The 18,459-nt window shown below is 60.8% G+C and carries 17 protein-coding genes and 1 pseudogene; 6 read left to right on the forward strand and 12 right to left on the reverse strand.

The features are described 5' to 3' along the window. Window positions 1–4: 4 nt before the first annotated feature. Window positions 5–406: a DUF7961 family protein gene (locus tag GS429_RS20270; RefSeq protein ID WP_160067592.1), complete on the reverse strand. Its 402-nt coding sequence runs from the start codon at window positions 404–406 to the stop codon at window positions 5–7. Between the two features lie 172 nt (window positions 407–578). Between GS429_RS20270 and GS429_RS21995 the strand changes: the two genes are divergently transcribed. Next, window positions 579–746 carry a hypothetical protein gene (locus GS429_RS21995; RefSeq protein WP_201294058.1) on the forward strand — a complete coding sequence of 56 codons (168 nt, stop codon included), beginning with the start codon at window positions 579–581 and terminating at the stop codon, window positions 744–746. Between the two features lie 181 nt (window positions 747–927). Here GS429_RS21995 and GS429_RS20275 read toward each other — a convergent pair whose 3' ends face one another. Then, window positions 928–1,947 carry a disk-shape morphogenesis protein volactin gene (locus tag GS429_RS20275; protein WP_160067594.1) on the reverse strand — a complete coding sequence of 340 codons (1,020 nt, stop codon included), beginning with the start codon at window positions 1,945–1,947 and terminating at the stop codon, window positions 928–930. Between the two features lie 98 nt (window positions 1,948–2,045). Further along, window positions 2,046–2,954 (reverse strand): cell division protein CdpA domain-containing protein, encoded by a 909-nt coding sequence (locus tag GS429_RS20280; protein WP_160067596.1) that lies wholly within the window; start codon window positions 2,952–2,954, stop codon window positions 2,046–2,048. Between the two features lie 170 nt (window positions 2,955–3,124). On the opposite strand from GS429_RS20280, the gene dph2 reads away from it, so the two are divergent. Continuing rightward, on the forward strand, window positions 3,125–4,174 hold the full coding sequence (dph2, locus tag GS429_RS20285) for a diphthamide biosynthesis enzyme Dph2 (protein ID WP_160067598.1): 1,050 nt from the start codon (window positions 3,125–3,127) through the stop codon (window positions 4,172–4,174). Between the two features lie 187 nt (window positions 4,175–4,361). Here the strand turns inward: dph2 and GS429_RS22525 are convergent. Then, window positions 4,362–4,553, reverse strand: a pseudogene (locus tag GS429_RS22525) (Fe-Mn family superoxide dismutase); the annotation flags it as partial. Beyond that, window positions 4,516–5,058: a superoxide dismutase gene (locus GS429_RS22530; protein WP_328821515.1), complete on the reverse strand. Its 543-nt coding sequence runs from the start codon at window positions 5,056–5,058 to the stop codon at window positions 4,516–4,518. The pseudogene GS429_RS22525 and the gene GS429_RS22530, both read right to left, overlap by 38 nt. A gap of 295 nt (window positions 5,059–5,353) precedes the next feature. Between GS429_RS22530 and GS429_RS20295 the strand changes: the two genes are divergently transcribed. The 4 genes from GS429_RS20295 (at window position 5,354) to GS429_RS20310 (ending at window position 10,468) form a co-directional block, all read left to right on the forward strand. Beyond that, a complete protein-coding gene (locus tag GS429_RS20295) occupies window positions 5,354–6,589 on the forward strand; it encodes a DUF7344 domain-containing protein (protein ID WP_160067600.1) in 1,236 nt (411 codons plus the stop codon). A gap of 176 nt (window positions 6,590–6,765) precedes the next feature. Then, the gene (locus tag GS429_RS20300) at window positions 6,766–7,599 is read left to right on the forward strand and encodes an MBL fold metallo-hydrolase (RefSeq protein WP_160067602.1); all 834 of its coding nucleotides are present in this window, start codon (window positions 6,766–6,768) and stop codon (window positions 7,597–7,599) included. A 64-nt stretch (window positions 7,600–7,663) separates the two neighbouring features. Then, the gene (locus GS429_RS20305) at window positions 7,664–9,457 is read left to right on the forward strand and encodes an AAA family ATPase (protein WP_160067604.1); all 1,794 of its coding nucleotides are present in this window, start codon (window positions 7,664–7,666) and stop codon (window positions 9,455–9,457) included. Window positions 9,458–9,532: 75 nt separating this feature from the next. Further along, window positions 9,533–10,468: a phosphoribosyltransferase HisG-related protein gene (locus GS429_RS20310; protein WP_160067606.1), complete on the forward strand. Its 936-nt coding sequence runs from the start codon at window positions 9,533–9,535 to the stop codon at window positions 10,466–10,468. A 221-nt stretch (window positions 10,469–10,689) separates the two neighbouring features. Here the strand turns inward: GS429_RS20310 and GS429_RS20315 are convergent, their stop codons facing one another. The 7 genes from GS429_RS20315 to GS429_RS20345 all read right to left on the reverse strand — a co-directional run bounded on the left by GS429_RS20315 (window position 10,690) and on the right by GS429_RS20345 (window position 18,439). Beyond that, entirely contained in the window at window positions 10,690–11,739 is a 1,050-nt protein-coding gene (locus GS429_RS20315) for a tyrosine-type recombinase/integrase (RefSeq protein ID WP_160067608.1), read from the reverse strand. Then, entirely contained in the window at window positions 11,729–12,127 is a 399-nt protein-coding gene (locus GS429_RS20320) for a DUF5805 domain-containing protein (protein ID WP_160067610.1), read from the reverse strand. Before GS429_RS20320 ends, GS429_RS20315 begins: the two co-directional genes overlap by 11 nt. A 1,657-nt stretch (window positions 12,128–13,784) precedes the next feature. Next, complete coding sequence (locus GS429_RS20325) at window positions 13,785–14,258, reverse strand: DUF4395 domain-containing protein (protein ID WP_160067612.1); 474 nt, start codon at window positions 14,256–14,258, stop codon at window positions 13,785–13,787. 92 nt (window positions 14,259–14,350) lie between these two features. Beyond that, window positions 14,351–14,584 (reverse strand): HVO_2901 family zinc finger protein, encoded by a 234-nt coding sequence (locus GS429_RS20330; RefSeq protein ID WP_160067614.1) that lies wholly within the window; start codon window positions 14,582–14,584, stop codon window positions 14,351–14,353. 372 nt (window positions 14,585–14,956) lie between these two features. Further along, window positions 14,957–16,375 carry a class II fumarate hydratase gene (locus GS429_RS20335; RefSeq protein ID WP_160067616.1) on the reverse strand — a complete coding sequence of 473 codons (1,419 nt, stop codon included), beginning with the start codon at window positions 16,373–16,375 and terminating at the stop codon, window positions 14,957–14,959. Window positions 16,376–16,429: 54 nt separating this feature from the next. Then, window positions 16,430–17,938 carry a PH domain-containing protein gene (locus GS429_RS20340; RefSeq protein WP_235920870.1) on the reverse strand — a complete coding sequence of 503 codons (1,509 nt, stop codon included), beginning with the start codon at window positions 17,936–17,938 and terminating at the stop codon, window positions 16,430–16,432. 39 nt (window positions 17,939–17,977) lie between these two features. Further along, on the reverse strand, window positions 17,978–18,439 hold the full coding sequence (locus GS429_RS20345) for a PH domain-containing protein (protein ID WP_160067620.1): 462 nt from the start codon (window positions 18,437–18,439) through the stop codon (window positions 17,978–17,980). Window positions 18,440–18,459 lie beyond the last annotated feature (20 nt).

Genomic DNA, 18,459 nt, shown 5'->3' on the forward strand with positions numbered 1-18,459 from the left:
CGCGTTAGGACTCGAGCGTGATAGCTCCCTCGAGTTCCAGCGCGAGCCCCTCTCGTTCGGCCCGTTCGGCACAGGCTGCCAGCGCGGGACGGACTTTCTCCGGATCGGCGACGTCGTCGACGCGGACCGTCACGGTCCCGACGCCGAGGAAGGACCCGGCACGCACGTAGCCTCGCACGCGATCGATCTCGTCCTGCGTCGCGAGCGAGCAGTCCTCGTCGAAACAGGTCTCGACGGTCAACTCGGCCGGGAACAGCCCCTGTTCGGTCAGTTCGCGCTTGAAATCCCGGAGGAGTCCGGGGGCCGTCGACTCGAGCGTCTCGGCCTCGAGGGTCACGGGAGTGACGTCGGCGGGTTGACAGCCGTCGATCGCTGGCTCGGCGTCGGTAGGCGATGTCGTACTCATTACAATCACATACATAGGCCGCATACAAAAACATTTGCAAATGCCCAATAGTAATATTTCGCTGCAAAAGCGGTTTCGAGAACTCCGTCGTTTCGAGCTCAGACCGGACACCGACTCTCGGTTTCATGATACGTTCGAATAGAGTTAAGGAGAGTCCGTGTGAGAGACAGGTATGGAGTGTCCACGGTGTCAGGGCTCGATCGAAGAACTCTCGCTGGGCGAGGTTTCGACGGTGATGTGTTCGAGCTGTGGGTTCGCGGACATCCCCGTCGAACACGTCCGTGAGGGCGAAGAGACCGAATCCTGGCGAGACGCGTTCAATCGGTTCTACGAAGAGTAACGCAGTTTCGGCCGGTGGGGACACCGGGACACCACGATAGCCGGCCGAGCGAGTAGTGTCGCTTCGGGACGCGATACTCGATACTCGAGACTAAAGACCTGAAACGTGAGACAGGAGAGCAACGGCTGCAGGCGAACGGCTACTCGAGAGCGAACCGAAAGGAAAATCCGCTGATGCGGTGTTACTCGGCTGCCGCTTCGGCTTCTTCCTCGTCGTGATCGACGTCCTCGTCGGAGCGGGCCGCGACGAGTCCACCGCGTGCGACGCTGTAGAGCGGTTCGTTCGCGTGCGTGACGCCGCTGATCGAGAACGGAATGTTCGCGTCCTCGAGGTGGTCACGGAACAGCGCCTCGAAGCCGCTCGGACTCGAGGTACCGCCGGTGACGACCACGGGGACGTCGAGGCCTTCCTCGACGTCTTCCTCGTCGACTTCCTGGACGATGTTCTCGATGACGTAGTCGAGCAGGTTCTCGTAGTAAATCGAGAGCGCGCCCTCGACGCCGCCGACGTCGGTCGTGAAGTCGAGTTCGAAGTCGTCTTCCTTGATCGAGGTAACCTTGTCGACCGGCGTCCCCGTCGCGCGGGCTGCCTGCTCGTCGACCCAGTCGCCACCGCGGGCGACGGAGAACTTCATGACGGGCACCGCGTAGTAGGACAGACAGACGTTCGTCATCCCGGCACCGAAGGAGATGCCGAGTCCGGTGAAGTTGTTGTCCGCGAGTTCGCTGTAAATGACGGACATTCCTTCGTTGATCGGTTCGGAGTCGTATCCCATATCGTCGAGGAACGACTCGATCGTCTTCTGGTGGTACAGCGTCGAGAGATCCGAGTCGATCGGATCCGCGGGCGAGGAGAAGTACAGTTTCTCGTCGGGATAGGCTGGTTCGCCGACGACCTGTTCGATGATGAGCTTCATCATCGGGATCGCGCTCTTCTCGTCGTTCGAGAGGATCCCGTGTTTCATCGGCCGTCGGGTCTCCTTGTTGAAGATGTTCGCAAAGTTGAGGGCGTCGTCGCCGACGACGTACACCTTGTCATCTTTCCGAATGTGGAGTACTTCGCTTCGCGAGAGCATCTGCTCGGCCATATCCGAGTACTCGATCTCGACGAATGAGTTACGCTGTTGCACGAAAACCGTGTCGTTCCCATCCTGCTGTGCAGACAGGATGTTCATCGTTCCAACGTCTAGGCCTTTCGCCATAGTTGGGCAAGGCGGCCGACGGATTATAAATCTATGTGAATTGGTTACAGCTCAAAATAGTCTCCAATAAGAATATTTTAACCGCAGGTAGCACGAGATTACTCGCGGCGAACGAGTTCACGAAACCGGTCGACGACGCCTGAGAGGGGCGAGAGTACGCCGTCGTCGTCCGCCGTCGCCAGTTCCTCCGCGCGCTGTTGCTCGCGCAGTTCCTTCAGTTTCGCCGTCTGGTCGTCGACCGTCGATTGCGAGGTCGTCTTCTTCTTCTCGCCGCCTTTCAGTCCCTTGAGGCCGGCGACCTGCGCGTCGACGCCGGTCGAACGAGTCGTCTTCGTTCCTGCGTCGGTGTCGACCGAAACCTCGTCGAAGTTGTCCTCCGAGAAACTGAGGCGTTTGTGTTCGGTTTTCTGGACGCCGCCCCACGAGAGTTCGACGTCCTCCATCGCGTCGTCGATATCCCTCCGCACGTCGGCGTCGGAAAACTCGTCTTCCTCGTCGGCCCCGTCGTCGCTCTCGATTGCGTCGACCCGCTGGGCCATATCGAGATAGTGGGCGATGAGCGCCGCGCCAGTCGACGCGGTGATCCCGGCGAGTCCGACCGCGTAAACCGCGACGATTTCCGCGGTGTAGTCGGCTCCATACCCGTTCCAGTCGTCGGGGTAGGCGTACAGGAATCCGGCGACCGCGACGACCGTGATGGCGACCCCCACGAGCGACGTGTACAACACCCGACGCTCCGAGGGAAGCAAAACCACGATCCCGAGCATCAGGAGGGGGAGCGCAAGCATGACGATCGCGTACGCGGGTTCGGCCCACGTGACGTAGGCCGCGCTGCGAGCCTCGAACGTGCTACTCCAGAAGAAGAGCAACAGGGCGATGATCGCGAGGCCGATTCCGCCGAGGAACAGACCGAAGCCGACGTAGACGTCGGTCCGATCCTCCGGTTCGCCGATGTATCGACGGTAGAGGTCGAAGAGATATCCGTCTGCAGGCTGTTCCGCTGGCATTAGCCACCCGTTTACACTCCAGTACTATGACTGTTGGGTCGCCTTACCAGTTAGTCGGCGACCGGGAGTAATCGACGCCGGAACGGGGCGATTCCCGCGGGCGAACGGCAGTCAGTACGCAGAATCCCCAAAGCGCCGCCGTTATACGTCCGTGGCCGTTAGGGCGGTCAATGAGTCAGGAGTCGGAGTACACCGAAGGGGACCTCCGGAACACCGGAATGCGTCTCAAGCACGATCGCGAGTGGGACTACGAACTCGAGCAGATCGTCGACGCGATCGAGGAGCGGGACGCGAAGAAAGTCGGCCTGCAGTTTCCCGAGGGACTGAAACGACGGGGACCCTCCGTCGCCGACGACCTGCGGGAACTGGCGGACGACGACGTGACGTTCATGCTCTCGGGACAACCCTGCTACGGTGCCTGCGATCTCGACACCTACCTGATGAAACGCACCGACGTCTTCGTCCACTTCGGCCACTCGCCGATGAAGGATACGGACAAGGTGATTTACGTCCCGCTGTTCTCGAACGTCGAAGTCACGCCGATTATTGAAGAAGCGCTGGACACCCTCGAGCCACCCGAAGAGACCGGAGACGTCGGTCTCGTCACCACCGCTCAGCACATGAATCGCTACGAGGAGATGACCGAGTTCCTCGAGGAGCGAGGCTACGACGTTCACAGCCGTCGTGGCGACGACCGGCTCACACACGAAGGGCAGGTGCTCGGCTGCAACTACGCGAGCGCGGACGTGCCCGCGGATCAAGTGCTCTACGTCGGTGGCGGGAAGTTCCACCCGCTCGGACTGGCGATGGAACACCCCGATAAACACGTCGTCATCGCCGATCCCGTCAACAACGTCGTCACCGTCGCGGACACGGAGAAGTTCATGAAACAGCGCTACGGCGCGATCCACCGCGCGATGGACGCCGAGAAGTGGGGCGTCATCTTCTGTACCAAGATCGGACAGGGTCGCTGGGAGATGGCCCAGAAGATCATCGACGACAACGACAACGCCTACCTCATCACGATGGACGAAGTGACGCCAGACCGCCTGCGGAACTTCGATATGGATGCGTTCGTCAACACCGGCTGTCCGCGGATCACGACAGACGACGGCCCGCAGTTCCACAAGCCGATGCTCACCCCCGGCGAGTACCGGATCGCCGTCGGTGACGAACCCCTGGATAGCCTCTCGTTCGACACGTTCCACGGGACCTGGTAGGCAGTTCAGCAGTTCAGCGAGTCTCGAGTTCTTCGGTCTCCTCGTCATGATGATCGCCGTGTTGGTCATCACGTCCGCCGTGGTGCTTTCCGTCCTCCCGTAGCCCTCCGTGTTCAGTGAAGAATTCGTAGCGCCGGCCGACGTTCTCCCAATCGACGACGTTCCACCACTCTTGGACGCACGCCTCTCAGTCGTTCTCGTACTGGAGATAGTACGCGTGCTCCCAGACGTCGAGCGTTAGAATCGGGACGGCGGCCTGATGGGCGAGTTCGTTCTGGTCTTCGACCTGTCCGACGACCAGCGTCTCCGCGAGCGGTTCGTAGAACAGCATCGCCCAGCCGTCACCCTCGACCTCGTTCGCGGCCGCGCTGAACTCGGCCCGGAAGTCCTCGAACGAGCCGAACGCCGCCTCGAGTGCTCCCCCGAGTTCGCCGTCGGGAACGCCGCCGTCGGGGACTCATGTTCTGCCAGAAGATAGTGTGATTGACGTGTCCCGAAAAGGTAGACGAGAAGTCGCGTTTTGCGGCCCGAATATCCTCGAACTCGCCGGCTTCGCGCATCGACTCGAACTCATCGAGGGCCTCGTTTGCTCCATCGACGTGTGACTGGTGGTGCTCGCCGTGGTGCAGTTCCATAATGCGCTCGTCGATGTGCGACTCGAGCGCGTCGTACGCGTAGGAAAGTTCCGAAAGTTGATATCGTGGCTGCTGTGCGTTCTCACTGTCGGTCTCGGCTTCCGTCGTAGCCTCATCCTCGGGGTCGTGTTCCTCGGTGGTGGCCGCTGCGGTCGCGCCCGAACCGAGTAACGAGACACCGGCCGTGCCGCCGAGCGTCTGCAGAACACTGCGTCGTCGAAGCGCCGAATCGATCGACTCGTCTGACATGCGGTAGAAACCGGCACCGGAGAACGCGTTAACCTTGAACCGGCGAGAGAATGGGTTCGGATACGTCCGAATCGAGGACCAACAGCTGCCTACAGCTATCGTAGGGACCGAACGGTATCCTCGCCAGAGAGACAGGAAAAGTTGAGTATCACGGATCGATACCGAAATCCGTTACTACTATCCGACGGAATTTAGTGTTCTATTGGAGATAGTCAACCTCGACTTGGTAATCACGGCCTAATTCCAAAGTGGTTTGGAGCTGTTCTTTTGCCCGATACTACCCGACCAGTAGTCGATGAGTAATCCAGCCGTCAGCGAACGATCGACGCGTTCCCGGGACGAAATCTTCGATGTACTCGCGGACGACAAACGGCGCGAAATCCTCCGTATTGTCCGCGAACGATCGCCGACTGGAATCACGAAAACCGACCTTGCCTACGAACTCGCCGCGGTAACCGCGGATAAATCGCTCGTCGCGGTGACCGACGACGAACATCGACGCGCACTCGTCGAGTGCCAACACCGATCGCTGCCCGCCCTGATCGACGCCAACTTCCTCGAGGAGACCGACGGAGATCGAGTCGCGACGACCGACCATTGGTTGTTCGACGACGCCGAACTCACGGTCGCTATCAACGGCCAAACGAACGAGTTCGGAACCGATCTCGACGCTCTCTTCGAAGCGCTTTCCGACTCGCGGCGTCGAACGGTTCTCGCCGTACTCGCAAACCAGTACCACCCGATCTCGACCGAGACGCTCGCTCGAGATGTCGCGGCTCGCGAAGCGGGAACGACCGAGCGCGAAATCGGCCAGGATGACCTCGAGCGAGTGCTGGCCTCGCTCGTCCACGTTCACCTGCCCGTCCTGACCGACGCCGAACTCGTCGGCCACGACGCCGAGACGGACAACGTCTCCTACGAAGGTCACCCGGCGCTACGCGTTAGCTGGCTCGAGACCGAGAGTGAGGCTGAAAGCGAAACCGAAACCGAAACCGAAAGCGACGGAGATCAGTCGGCTACGGGCTCGTCGGCAGCCGACTCGACTTCTGAAGCCGTTCGAACGCTGCACGGCCGTGAGCAGATCGTCACGACCGGTCAGTCGCTGTGCGAGCGGGCGGAGAACGAACTGTTCATGATGTTCGCGACGACGGGGCTGCTCGAGGAGGGCTGTTTCCGGCGGATCGAGGACGCACTCGACCGCGGCGTCGACGTCTACGTCGGCTCACGCGATCCGCGCGTACGCGAGATCGTTCGAGAACGAACACCCGAAGTCGTCGTCTGGGAGCCCGAGTTAGACTGGCACAACCTGCCGCCAAACGGTGCGTCGGTCGGCCGATTGGTGTTTGCAGACCGAAACGCAGTGCTGCTCGGGACGCTCGGGACGGCGGCCGACGACAGCGAGTACGCTGAAACGGCGATTCTCGGCGAGGGCATCGATACCGGTCTCGTCGGCCTCATGCGCCAGTTGATCGGGGCGCGACTCGACAATCTGGATCTCCAGAGTGAGACCGTCTCGGAGATTCCGCTGTAACGGTATTGACGTCCCGAACCGATCGACGAGTCGAATCGTGCCAATTCCGCTGACACACTCGGATTACTCCCGCTCGGTTTTCGCGGTCGAAATCCAGTATTTTCGATAGCTTCTGCCAGTCAGCGCCGCCCGCGGATACAACAACACTTACCCAGTCTGTCCTCGCACGCTCACGTATGATACAGAGCGACTGGGAAGACTGGCTCGTCCGCGACGTCGAAGACGCAGCGCCCGACAGCGTGGCGATCTGGTATCTCGGCTGTAACGGCGTTATCCTCAAAGGGTCGGCAGGGACGACGATGTATATCGATCCCTATCTCGGCCTCGGCGATCCGCCGCGAACCGTCCGGATGATTCCCGTCCCATTCGATCCCGAAGACATCAGCGAGACCGACGCCGTCCTCGCGACCCACGAGCACACCGACCACGTCCACGGCCCGAGTCAGGCCCCGATCCTCGAGAACACTGGGGCGACGTTCTACGCGCCCGACGACAGCCTCACCGTCGCCCGCAAAGACGAGAGATGGGCGGACGAGTGGGACCTCACGGACGACCAGTTCAGCGAGGTCGCGGAGGGAGAGACCTTCGAGGTCGGCGAGTTCACGGTCCACGTCGAGACGGCGAACGATCCGGACGCGTCCCACCCAGTGAGTTACGTGATCGAACACGAGGCCGGCACGTTCTTCCACGGCGGTGATACGAAGCCGACCGACGAGTTCGAACGGATCGGCGACGAGTACGATATCGACCTCGGCGTCCTCGCGTTCGGTACCGTCGGACAGATTCCCGACAAGCAGACCCGCGAGCCGAAGCGGACCCGCTGGTACAACGACGAAAATCAGATCGTCGAAGCCGCGTCGGCGCTCGAACTCGAGGCGCTCATGCCAACGCACTGGGATATGTGGCGTGGTCTCACGTCGGATCCGACGGTGCTCCACCATCACGCGAGGAGTTTCACGCATCCACGACGGTTAGAACTCGTCGAGATCGGTGACCGCGTCGACCTGTAGTATCGTGACTCAGATCTGATACTGTCCGTATCATTTATAGTAATGCTCTGGTAACGTTGGCTTCATGAGTAGCACCGCCGACACGGACGACGTGATCGAGGTCAGTGCTGATGGGTTATCCGTCCAGAAAACGTTCGCGGCGGACGAGTTCCCTGTCCCTGCGCTCCGCTTCGAGATCGAATCTGAACATGACGAACAAGTAGCATTTCGGCTCTCCGAAGATATCCCCGAATCCTTTCCGATGGATAAGGTCGGATTTCATCCCGACTACCACAGCGACAACTGGACCGCGTTCCAGGACAATCACGTCGAGTTTACCGGGACGCTCGAGCCGGACGAACGGCTCGTCACGGTTTACGGGATCCGCATCGATGACGAAAGCGCGGCCGAGGAGTTCCTGACGGAGCCGGACATCGTCGAGGTCAGTTCCGAAAGCGAGAGCGGCAGCGACGCCGAGGAGGTCGCCGACGACGTCATCGGAAACATCGTCTCCGAGGACCGCAATCAGGCAGTCAAGGACATGATCGCCGGCGAGTCCGAATCCGTTCCCGGGCTCGAGGACGAGACTGACGATCAAGACGCTGACGATACCGACGACACCGACGTCGACGATAGCGACACCGACGCCGAACAGACGGCACAAGACGCCCTCGAGGAGGAGTCCGGCGGCCTGGATCTCGACCTCGGCGACGTCGATACCGAACCCGCGCCGGTCGACGACGAACCGGCCGCGGAAGCCGAAGACGACACGCCGGACATCGATCTCGGATTCGGCGAGGACGAGATTCCGGACCCCGACGAGCCGGCTGCAGATGAGGCGAGCGCGGACGACGGCCTCGAGATCGACCTTGACGACGAAGGGATCGAGGACGAGGCAGATGCCGGCCTGGATGCCTCCGAAGAGAGTGAAGAAACGGACGAACCCGAGATCGAACTCGATCTCGAGTCGTCGGCAGCCGCCGTCGACGACGGCGACAGCGACTCGCTTGACCCCGTCGGCGAAAGCACCTCGGACGAGACCGACTCGCTCACAGACGATGGGGCGTCCGCCGTCGACGATGGCGATCTCGATCTGGAACCCGACGCCGACGACGGAGACGACCTCGATCTGGAACCCGAGGAAACGGGCGATTCAACGGGCGATGTCGAGAGAGACGCATCGGTCGAATCCGATGTGGGGCCGGCGACCGACGACGCGGACACGGCAGCAACGACACCGGACGAGGACCGCAGCGACGCCGCCGATACCAGGTCCGAACCGACGGTGGCGGCGTTCGATGGCTCGATCGCGACCCGACTCGCGACCGAGCTTCGAGAGGGCGAAATCAACGACGCAGACCTCGAAACCCTCCAATCCGAACTCGATCTCGAGCCGTCGGGTCCCGAACTGGCGAAGTTCGAACACCTCCAGTCTCGCGTCGAGGAAGTCGCCGCCTATATCGGCTCCCTCGAGCAGTTCCTTGAGGACAACGGCACCGGCAAACAGCTCATCGAGGAGATCCAGACCGACCTCGCGTCCATCGAAGCGGAAATGGATGGGATGGACGACCGCATCGGCGGAACCGAAGGCCGCCTCGACGAGGTCGAAACCGATCTCGAAGACGTACAGGCTGACGTCGTGACCGTCGAGGAAGCGGTCGACGACGTCGAGGCCGACGTCGAAGTCGTTACGGACGACGTTACCGATCTCGAGGCCGACATCGAGGACGTCGAGGACGATCTCGAGGACGTTGCAGACGATGTCGACGCGGTTGAAGCGGATCTCGAAGCCGTCGAAGATGACCTCGAAGCCGTCCAGGCTGACGTTACCGACATGCAGGAGTGGCGCGATCAGCTCGGCTCGATGTTCTCGGACTGATACGACCACGGCCACAGCCATACCATTCTGCTGGAAACGCAACTCGTTTATCCGTCGCCGGTCGAGAACCGGTCGATGGGCGAGACGATTCCGATCGCAGTTCCACGAAAAGGACGACCGCTCGAGTCGGTACTCGATCGACTCGCGAGTCGACTCGACGTTCCCGACCTCGCGGACGATATCTCGTCGACGCTTCGTCACGAGAAAGCCCTTACAAAGGGAACAGTCGATGCCGAACCCGACGCCGAGGAACACGTCTACCATCGTCTCGCAGCATACAGCACCGTCGACGATCCGACCGAACCCGAGTACACGCTCGTCCGGGACGATCGCGCCGGCAAACCCCGGCGGATCGTCTTCGACAGCGTCACGATTCCGCTCGAGGATGTCGACGGGATCCCCGACGACACGGCGATCCAGCTCGTCGGTCGCGAGGAGCCCTTCCGAGCGCTGCGAACTCACGAGTTCGCGCTCGGCTTCGACAGCGCCGATCTCGTGTTAGAGGAGGTCGTCGAGCTTCGCCCAGACCCCCTCGACCGAATCGGCGACGTCAACGCCCGGATCGATCCCTCCGATACCGACGTCCGCGTGGTCACTGGGCTCGGCGACACCGTCTATCACACCTTGATGGCAGCGCCCGACGTTTCGCCGTCGTCGAAGCCCCTCGATCGAGACTTCCTCGAATCCTACGAGGGGCCCCTGTGTATCGAACCCCGCTACGAACGACTCGTCCAGGCGGTGCTCGGAACGCAGACCCTCGACGGCGTCCGCTTCGAGTACCCCGAGGAAGGCCGCGAAGAGGAGGCCGCGATCGCTGACACGGGGCTCGGGGTTTACCTGACGGTGACCGGTTCGACGGCTCGAGACCACGGGCTCTTGCTGGGCGAACAACTATTCCCGAGTGAGACCGTGCTCTTAGAGAGTACGCCGGAAGTGTCCGATACGATCGCGGGCGTCCGCTCGCTGTTGAACGGGGCGGACCTCGAGACGGAACTCGCGGTCGAACCGTAGGTTCGGCTGGAGCGACTGGAAACTGAGTCCCGCGGTATCGTGAACGTCTCTCCCGCGACTAGCACCAGATTGGATATAGCGGTGTATGATTTATGAGCGCGAGTTCAAACATATGAGAGAACTACCAACGTAGTAAATCTAGATAGAGTGCTGACTTTCTCTGGACAGTCGCAATCGATCGGTCGAGTATTCTTCGGCGTGTCTCGACGGAGAAACCGCCGTCAGGGGCTCACGGAGTAGATACAGTCGAGATATGTCTGCCGAACGCGGTCGCCCCAGTTGTGGGTGTAGGTGTCGATCACGTCGCTGGCGACGTCACCGCGGAGGTACTGCACGATTCCACGGTCCCCGGTCCGATCGCGCAGGTGCGTCGTGAAGAAGTGTCGGAAGTAGTGGGGCGTCACGTTCTCGGTCGTGCCACCGCCCGTCCGATACCAGCCGTGTTCGCGAGCGTGTTTTTCGACGATGTAGCGGACGTCCGACGGGGTCAATCGCTCGCCCCACGAATCCCTGGTATCCAGAAAGAGCGGTTCGGCCGGTGACACAGAGTCCGGGCGAATCGCGAGCCACTCGAGGAGGAGCCGTCGAAGTTCGTCGTCGACGGGAATCACCGTATCGCGCTTTCGCTTGTTCGAGGCGGTTCGTTCCTCCCCGTTGACCGTCGCGCCGCGTGCGGGCTCTGCGGAGACGAACATCGACGACGGACGTCGGTCGAGTTCGACGCGAGGCGTCCACTCGACCGCAAGATCCGGAGTGGCGAGACGAAGATCGCGACGATCGAGATTACAGAGTTCGCCGACTCGCATTCCGGTCTTTAACAGCGTGACGACGACGGCCCGCTCGAGTGGATGGGTGATCGAACCGACAAACGACCGGATCTCCAGGACGGAGATATCGCGACGGGTCGGATCGGTATCGATCGATTCGGACATCTCCTCCATCACGAGCGCCATGGGATTGTCGTCGAAGACGCCGACGCGGGTCATATAGTCGTAAAACCGGTTGAGATACGACGCATACGTCGCGATCGTACTCGATTCGAACTCGCCGCGAAGGGAGTGAACCCAGGCCATACACTCCCGTCTTCCGGCGTCACGAAGGCTCTCGGCGCCGTCGAATCGACTCCGAACGAACGAATCGAACTCGTGGAGGACTCGATCGTAGGCCTCGAGCGTGCGCTCGCTTTTGCCGTGATAGCGCTGATCGTCGAGGAAGTAGGCGATCGGATCCGCGACTTCCTCCGGCGTCTCGGTTCCGGGTTCACTCGCCATCCCCACCACCGTCACCGACCGTCGTGTATCCGCCGTGGCGACCGCTGTATCGAATTCGGTTTCGAGATTGGAGTTCCTCGAGCGTGTCATCGAGTCGAGATTCGATGTCGTCGCTGACCGCCTCGAGGAGTTCGTCCCACGAATACGTGTCAGAACTTAGTAAGTTGAGGACCTGTGTTTCGAGGGCGTTACCCCCAGGGTCTGACCCCCCAGAAGAGGGTTCCGTTGTAGCGGATTCGAACCCCTTCCGACCCGCCTGAACCATCGTCCGAACGAACTCGCTCTGGCTCATGCCGAGTTGCTCAGCATGTGATTGCCACTCGTCTTTCTGGTACGCAGGGACGTATGTTTTGACAGATTTCCTCTCGGTATCCGCCGACTCGCTCATACGCGACCAATCAAACGCGGTGATCTTCAATCTACCTATTATTCGGGCTAAGTGAGTTTATCTCACTTGGTAGGCCGTTTTTCACCGAGTGTGTAGAACCATAATTCCGCATTATCGATATTAGTGTCCTATGATTTCGTATTTAGTTTTGGTAGAGCATGGTTCCATAATTCAACATGGAAGAAGTAGCATGTCCAAGAGTTCGGAATCGAATGCGTGCTCTCAAGCGATAGTCAGTGACGGACAGGTGAAACGTTCTCGAGAGCGGGCGTCTCGATCCAGTATCTGCGACCGGTAATTCTGGGTGACGACAGAGTATATGTTCACCTGGTATCGGTCGTAACGATGCTGTGCAGAATGGGCCACCGTGGACTCGGAGCTATCAGTTTTGTGTCTATTATTGGGAAGGCAGCGATCACAACGGGAAACGGCTACTTCGGCTGGACGGTCGGCGATCCGATGCCGGTTGCTGGACGGCCGTGAGCGGGCTCATCAGTACCCGTTCCACCGAACACAGGAAAGCCTGCCTCACGGCCGAGTTCGAGAAACTGCTGGTCCCGAATTAATCACCTCGACACCGCAGCGGGCCGGACCGCTGTTACACCACGATTCCTGTGGCGACGGATCCACGCAATCGAACGGTGGTGCGTTGGCGGTCAACTCGTCCGACGACAGTGTCGTCAGCTACAGCACCACCTCGCGCCCCGCAGTCCAGGACTCGAGCCAGGGACGAGGGGCCTCCGGCTCAGTACCACAATAGCGAGAGCGTTCAAGGGCATCCCGAGTCTCGTGACCGAACGCTCGAGAACGGGTGCGGTGACTGGCGTGCTCTACCGGCTGCGGTGTGTTCCGTCGTCCGCTACGCCATAGATCACTGAGGTGGCGTGCGTACCCACCTATCGAAGCATCCGCAAGCTGGTCGGCGATTGCCGGAACTGACGTACACAATCCATGTCCATCAGAAACGCCGACTGCCTCATGACCTCGGGTCCACTGATACGGCGTCTGCTGGCTGGCTGTTCCACACGATTGAGAAGAGTGTAGCTGACCGTTCAAGAGCGGTAGTTGGCTGCTGGAGCGGCCATGAATAGACGGTGCTGTAGAACACCAGGTGCAGATGGCAATTCGAAAAAGCCGGCTCAGCGAACGCTCAACCCGGTACGTTAAGACACCTCTAGAAACTCCTCTCGCGAGCACTCGAGTCAGTCCGTGAGCCGATACGCGCTGGGATAATGCAGTGTATTGGTGATCAGAGACGAAGAAACAGCGATCACGTTAGACGTGTGTTTCCGAACGATCATCTGCTGTGCCGTCTTGCACTCCTCTCCGTACCGTTTCGATTTGGACCCTCGAATTCCAATCCCCTCGAGAATGTCGTTTTCGACCGATTTCCTGGGAACCAGTTCGAAATGGAACTGGGCCATCTCGGTCATATAAACTCTATATCGCTATACTGAAGGAGCGTAGAGTTCTAGATCGAACCTGGACAAACCTGTACACCGTTTTCCACCGTGGGAACTCGTCAGTACTATCTGATCGTCAACTCGACAGCCAGCTGCACATTGCTAAACGCAGTTCTAACCGGGTTCGAAAACTCGAGTTTGTGGTGAGAACGCCGCCTATAAATTTCCGTCCCAAACAATGCTGGCAGCGGTTCTCAGAGAACACCTCGAGACCGCAGAAACGACACCTGTCGGTACATCCGACAGCCGAGACAGAACCCGGTCGTAGCCGCGAGTCCCGCGAGGAGTCCAACGGCTGTAGCGATCGCGAACCCGCCGGTCGAGATACCGGCGATGAGAAACAGCGACGCCGCGACGGCACCGGTGGCGCCGAGTAGCTTCGCGAACCGATGTGGTGCGGCAGGCTCCGGTTCGTTCGGGCGACCGAGCACGGGAATCACGACGTATTCCCAGGAGAGCCGGTAGAGATCGAGTCGCCACCGCGATACCGTTGCCAGTCCGAGAATTACTGCGACAGTGTAGATGAGGACCGGTTCAGCGAGGACGACACCGACCAGTAACAGCGTCGCCGTGATCGATTGGCCGAATCGGGGTGCTCGTGGATCGATGACCGTGACATCCGACTCGGCAGTCGTCTGTGTAGCGTGGGACATCTGTTCCGTACTCATGGGACACATACGCATCCGAAGGGCAAGAAGACGAGGTCGCTGTGGGTGAGCTATCGAAAATACGTGAAAATCGTTGCGAGCTGCCGTCAGCGTCAGTGGGTCGCTGTGCGAACGTCTTCGACACGATACAGATCCTCCTGGAGTCCGTCCCCCTCACAGTCGTCGCTCGGACATTCGTAGTGCCAGCCGTCGTGGGTTGCCTCGGCCTCCTGAAATCGGTCCCCACATACCTGGCAGAAAAGCTGTCCCTTTTTACACGTGTCTCGGTGAAGTTCGAGGGCGAGCTCGGTCTGGAAGGACTGGTTGCAGTTGCGACAGGTGTGCATATTTTGTCTGACGCGAGCATCCCTCAAAACTGCTTGGGTTCTTTTATTCCATCGGGATTCTGTCCGATTCGCCTTCTCTCCCCCGATTTAGGCACGACGGTCCGGGAAGAAAGAACGGTTGTATTTCCTGTTTACTCGGCGCTGGGTATGCGTTTTTCTGTCATGTTCGACAATAGTTATCGTGTGTTACAAGATCACATTCAGCTATGTCAGCATCATGGGAATTGCGTGTGAAACATTCGGTAACTTGCCTCGAGGTTTCACCGAAAACTGACGAGCCACCGAACTGAGACATGGTGAGGGACAGTACGTACGACCGGGATGATCCGTTCATCCGAAAAAAGACGAAACAACCGCGCGGAACCGATAGGGTCAGTCGTCCTGTCCGAGGATCCCGCGTTCGGTCATCTTGCGGGGGTCAAGCACCTCGTCGGCCTCTTCTTCGTCGAGATAGCCCTTCTCGAGGACGACCTCGCGAACAGTTTTGTCCTCTTTGAGCGCGGTCTTGGCGACCTCGCTGGCCTTGTCGTAGCCGATGTGGACGTTGAGCGAGGTGGCCATCGCCATCGACTGTTCGACGCGCTCTTCGCAGTACTCTGCGTTGGCCTCGAGCGGCGAGACGAATCGCTCGGCGAAGATCTGACTCGAGTTCGAGATCAGTTCGGCGGACTCGAGGAAGTTGTGAGCCAGGACGGGTTTGTAGAGGTTGAGGTCGATCTGACCCTCGGCTGCGCCGGCGGAGACGGCGGCATCGTTGCCGACGACCTGCTTGTGAACCTGGTTGACGGCCTCGGCGACGACGGGGTTGATCTTGCCGGGCATGATCGAGGAACCGGGCTGGTTCTCGGGCTGTTCGATCTCGCCGAGCCCGTTGCGCGGGCCGGAAGCGAGCAGGCGCAGGTCGTTGGCGATCTTGTTCAGCGAGCCGGCGATGACGCGGAGCGCGCCGTGGGCCTCGGACATGGCGTCGTGGGCGGCCTGGGCCTCGAAGTGGTTGTCGGCCTCGCGGAACTGGACGCCGGTCTCTTTAGTGATGTACTCGGCAGCGCGACCGGGGAACTCCTCGTGAGTGTTCAGTCCCGTCCCCGTGGCGGTGCCGCCGAGGGCGAGTTCTGCGAGGTGGTCACGAACCTTGTCGACGCGACCGAGGCCCTTTTCGACCTGCGTGCGGTAGCCGCCGAACTCCTGGCCGAGCGTGACCGGCGTGGCGTCCTGCAGGTGCGTGCGGCCGGTTTTGACGACGTCGTCGAACTCCTCCTCTTTCTCCTCGAGTGCTTCTCGGAGGGTGTCGAGCGCGGGAAGAACGTCCTTTTCGACGGCCTCGAGCGAGGCGACGTGCATCGCGGTCGGGATGACGTCGTTGCTCGACTGGCCGTAGTTGACGTGGTCGTTCGGGTGGACGACGCGGTCGCCGATTTCGGCGCCCGTGATCTCGGCGGCCCGGTTGGCGATGACCTCGTTTGCGTTCATGTTGGAGGAGGTCCCCGAACCGGTCTGGAAGACGTCGACCGGGAACTGATCGTCGTGTTTGCCGGCGATGACTTCGTCGGCCGCCTCGATGATCGCCTCGGCCGTGTCGTCTTCGATCAGGTCGAGGTCGCGGTTTGCCTGTGCGGCGGCCTTTTTGACGACGCCGAGTGCGCGGATGAAGCGTCGACTGAACGAAATCCCCGAGATCGGGAAGTTCTGAATTGCACGTTGGGTCTGGGCCCCCCAGTAGGCGTCCGCGGGAACCTGCATCTCGCCGAGACTGTCCTCCTCGATACGGAATTCCGTGTCTTCGTCTCCCATACGAACAGGGTTGCGACGGGTCAGGTAAAATCCACCGAAAGCCCGACGATACCCTTAAGCCATTTCGGGCGACAGCCCAACGTTCTCGTCTCGAGCACGGTCACGAAGCGTTCGCTGGAGTTGCTTCCGGCTGTTTTCGTGGGCAGTCCGAGCGTCCTCAAGCCCCATGTTCTCGATCGTCGGGACGGAGCCGGTGAACGTTCTCGAACTGGCCGTATCGACGACCAGGGAGGCGAGACCGAGCCGTCGCTGGAAGAGCGATCGACGAGTCGTGACGGTCTGAATGCGGAAGTAGGGTATCACGGTCGTCTCTCGGCGCCAGAAACCACGGCGGATGACGAGATGGTCGTCGCCGACGTAATAGCCCATGTGCGTCCACTTCAGGTGCGCTGCCGGCGGGACCGCTGCGAACGCGACCGCGGCGAAATACCACCGCTCGAGTCCGATCACCTGCGCCGTGAGGAACGCAGCCGCGACTACGAGAGTGGCCAGTATCGCGTAGCGGGCGAGATACCGCCGCCGAGCCATCGCGGGGTGTGAGGTGAACTGTGGCCGTTCGACGCCGGCGATTCCTTCGGCGAATCGATACACGCGGGATTCGGCGGCGAACGGCACGGTCGACTGACTCCCACTGGAGTCGCCGGGACCGTAGCCGGCCGTCTCGACCGACAGGCTCGCGTACCCGAACAGCCGCTGGAGGAGGGTATCCGAAATCGTCACCGACTGGACTTTCTCGACGGGGATCGACCCGCTGTAGCGCTCGATCAGCCCGCGCTCGTAGACGAAGTCGTTGCCGTCCCGCTCCAGCCGGAAGTCGTAGTAGCCCGCGACCGTGTACGCCGCGCTGATGGCGGACGTGGCGAGTGCCCACGCGACGATGCCTATCGCGGACAGCGCGACGAGGGATAACTCGGTGATCGATTCCGGAACGAGACTCGTTGGATCGCCGGTGAGAACCAGCAACAAGAACAGCGGGAAGATCGCCGCACCCGGCCGGATCGCGGTCCCGGCGTAGAGCAGCAGTTCGCGGAACTCGAGTTCGAACAGGAGTTCTCGAGCAGCGCGTGGTTCGGCGCTGTCGGTGCGATCGCCAGCAGACGTGTCCGCCTCCGTAGACGGTGCCGGGCGGGTGTCGTCACCGTCGTCCGCCTCGATTGCAGCCGTCAGTCTGCGGATCTCCGCCTGCACTCTGTTGGCCTCGTCCTCGGCAACGAAATTCAGCGTCGCCTCGGTGTCGCCGCCGCCCGCAGTTTCGATCGAGACGACGGCGACACCGAACAGCCGGTGTACCAGTTTCTGTCGAACGTCGACGTTCTGAACCCGGCCGTAGGGAATCTCGCGGGATTGCACCGAGAGAACACCCGAGGTAACGTCGAACGTCTCTGCCGTGAGTTCGTACGAGAAGCGGTAGTATCGCGCGATCCCGTAGCCGACTCCGATAGCGAGGCCGAGCGGTGCGACCACGAACACCCAGGACGAGTCGATACCCTCGACGCTCTCCCCGAGGATGGCGAACGCGGCAACCGGGAGCAAGAGCCCGGAGATCGCACCGCTGAGCGCCATCGACACTGCACTGAGGGTGTGTAAACGCCTCATGTGCGGTTAGACCCCATCGTCAGCTTCGCTCTCGACGGCTAACTCTCGAAGCGTATCCTGCAGATCACGGGCCCGGTCGGGCGTCAGCCCGGGGATTCGTACGTCCGCGTTTCGCGATCCCGCCGTGTAGACGACGACGCTCGAGAGGCCGAGCGCCCGCTCGATGGGGCCGAACTGCGTGTCGACGTGCTGGACGCGAACGAACGGAACCGCGGTCTCGACGAACGTGATGACGCCACGCTCGAGGTAGAGCGCATCGGACTGGAGTTCGAACTGCCAGACCTGGTAGAGTCGGACGGCGTAGGCGATCCCCAGGACGAGGCCGAGAGCGACGATGCCGGCGATGACCGACGTCGGAACGTCGGTAGCCCACTGATCGACGGCGGCGAGAACGATGCCGAGGACGAGCGCAGCGATCGCTCCTTGCGCAATCCAGAGCAATCTGATGCGGGGATTGAGGATTTCCATACGAGACGGGTGCCATCACA

The organism is Natronorubrum halalkaliphilum (assembly GCF_009834785.1).
Taxonomy (GTDB): domain Archaea; phylum Halobacteriota; class Halobacteria; order Halobacteriales; family Natrialbaceae; genus Natronorubrum; species Natronorubrum halalkaliphilum.

Bases quoted from the DNA above. Each gene is read 5' to 3' on its own strand.
- GS429_RS20300 (WP_160067602.1), top strand. From the start codon at position 6,766: ATGATACAGAGCGACTGGGAAGACTGGCTCGTCCGCGACGTCGAAGAC.
- GS429_RS20280 (WP_160067596.1), bottom strand. From the start codon at position 2,954: ATGCCAGCGGAACAGCCTGCAGACGGATATCTCTTCGACCTCTACCGT.
- GS429_RS20320 (WP_160067610.1), bottom strand. From the start codon at position 12,127: ATGAGCGAGTCGGCGGATACCGAGAGGAAATCTGTCAAAACATACGTC.
- GS429_RS20345 (WP_160067620.1), bottom strand. From the start codon at position 18,439: ATGGAAATCCTCAATCCCCGCATCAGATTGCTCTGGATTGCGCAAGGA.
- GS429_RS20330 (WP_160067614.1), bottom strand. From the start codon at position 14,584: ATGCACACCTGTCGCAACTGCAACCAGTCCTTCCAGACCGAGCTCGCC.
- dph2 (WP_160067598.1), top strand. From the start codon at position 3,125: ATGAGTCAGGAGTCGGAGTACACCGAAGGGGACCTCCGGAACACCGGA.
- GS429_RS20315 (WP_160067608.1), bottom strand. From the start codon at position 11,739: ATGGCGAGTGAACCCGGAACCGAGACGCCGGAGGAAGTCGCGGATCCG.
- GS429_RS20270 (WP_160067592.1), bottom strand. From the start codon at position 406: ATGAGTACGACATCGCCTACCGACGCCGAGCCAGCGATCGACGGCTGT.
- GS429_RS20340 (WP_235920870.1), bottom strand. From the start codon at position 17,938: ATGGCGCTCAGCGGTGCGATCTCCGGGCTCTTGCTCCCGGTTGCCGCG.
- GS429_RS20335 (WP_160067616.1), bottom strand. From the start codon at position 16,375: ATGGGAGACGAAGACACGGAATTCCGTATCGAGGAGGACAGTCTCGGC.
- GS429_RS22530 (WP_328821515.1), bottom strand. From the start codon at position 5,058: ATGTCAGACGAGTCGATCGATTCGGCGCTTCGACGACGCAGTGTTCTG.
- GS429_RS20295 (WP_160067600.1), top strand. From the start codon at position 5,354: ATGAGTAATCCAGCCGTCAGCGAACGATCGACGCGTTCCCGGGACGAA.
- GS429_RS20275 (WP_160067594.1), bottom strand. From the start codon at position 1,947: ATGGCGAAAGGCCTAGACGTTGGAACGATGAACATCCTGTCTGCACAG.
- GS429_RS20305 (WP_160067604.1), top strand. From the start codon at position 7,664: ATGAGTAGCACCGCCGACACGGACGACGTGATCGAGGTCAGTGCTGAT.
- GS429_RS21995 (WP_201294058.1), top strand. From the start codon at position 579: ATGGAGTGTCCACGGTGTCAGGGCTCGATCGAAGAACTCTCGCTGGGC.
- GS429_RS20310 (WP_160067606.1), top strand. From the start codon at position 9,533: ATGGGCGAGACGATTCCGATCGCAGTTCCACGAAAAGGACGACCGCTC.
- GS429_RS20325 (WP_160067612.1), bottom strand. From the start codon at position 14,258: ATGAGTACGGAACAGATGTCCCACGCTACACAGACGACTGCCGAGTCG.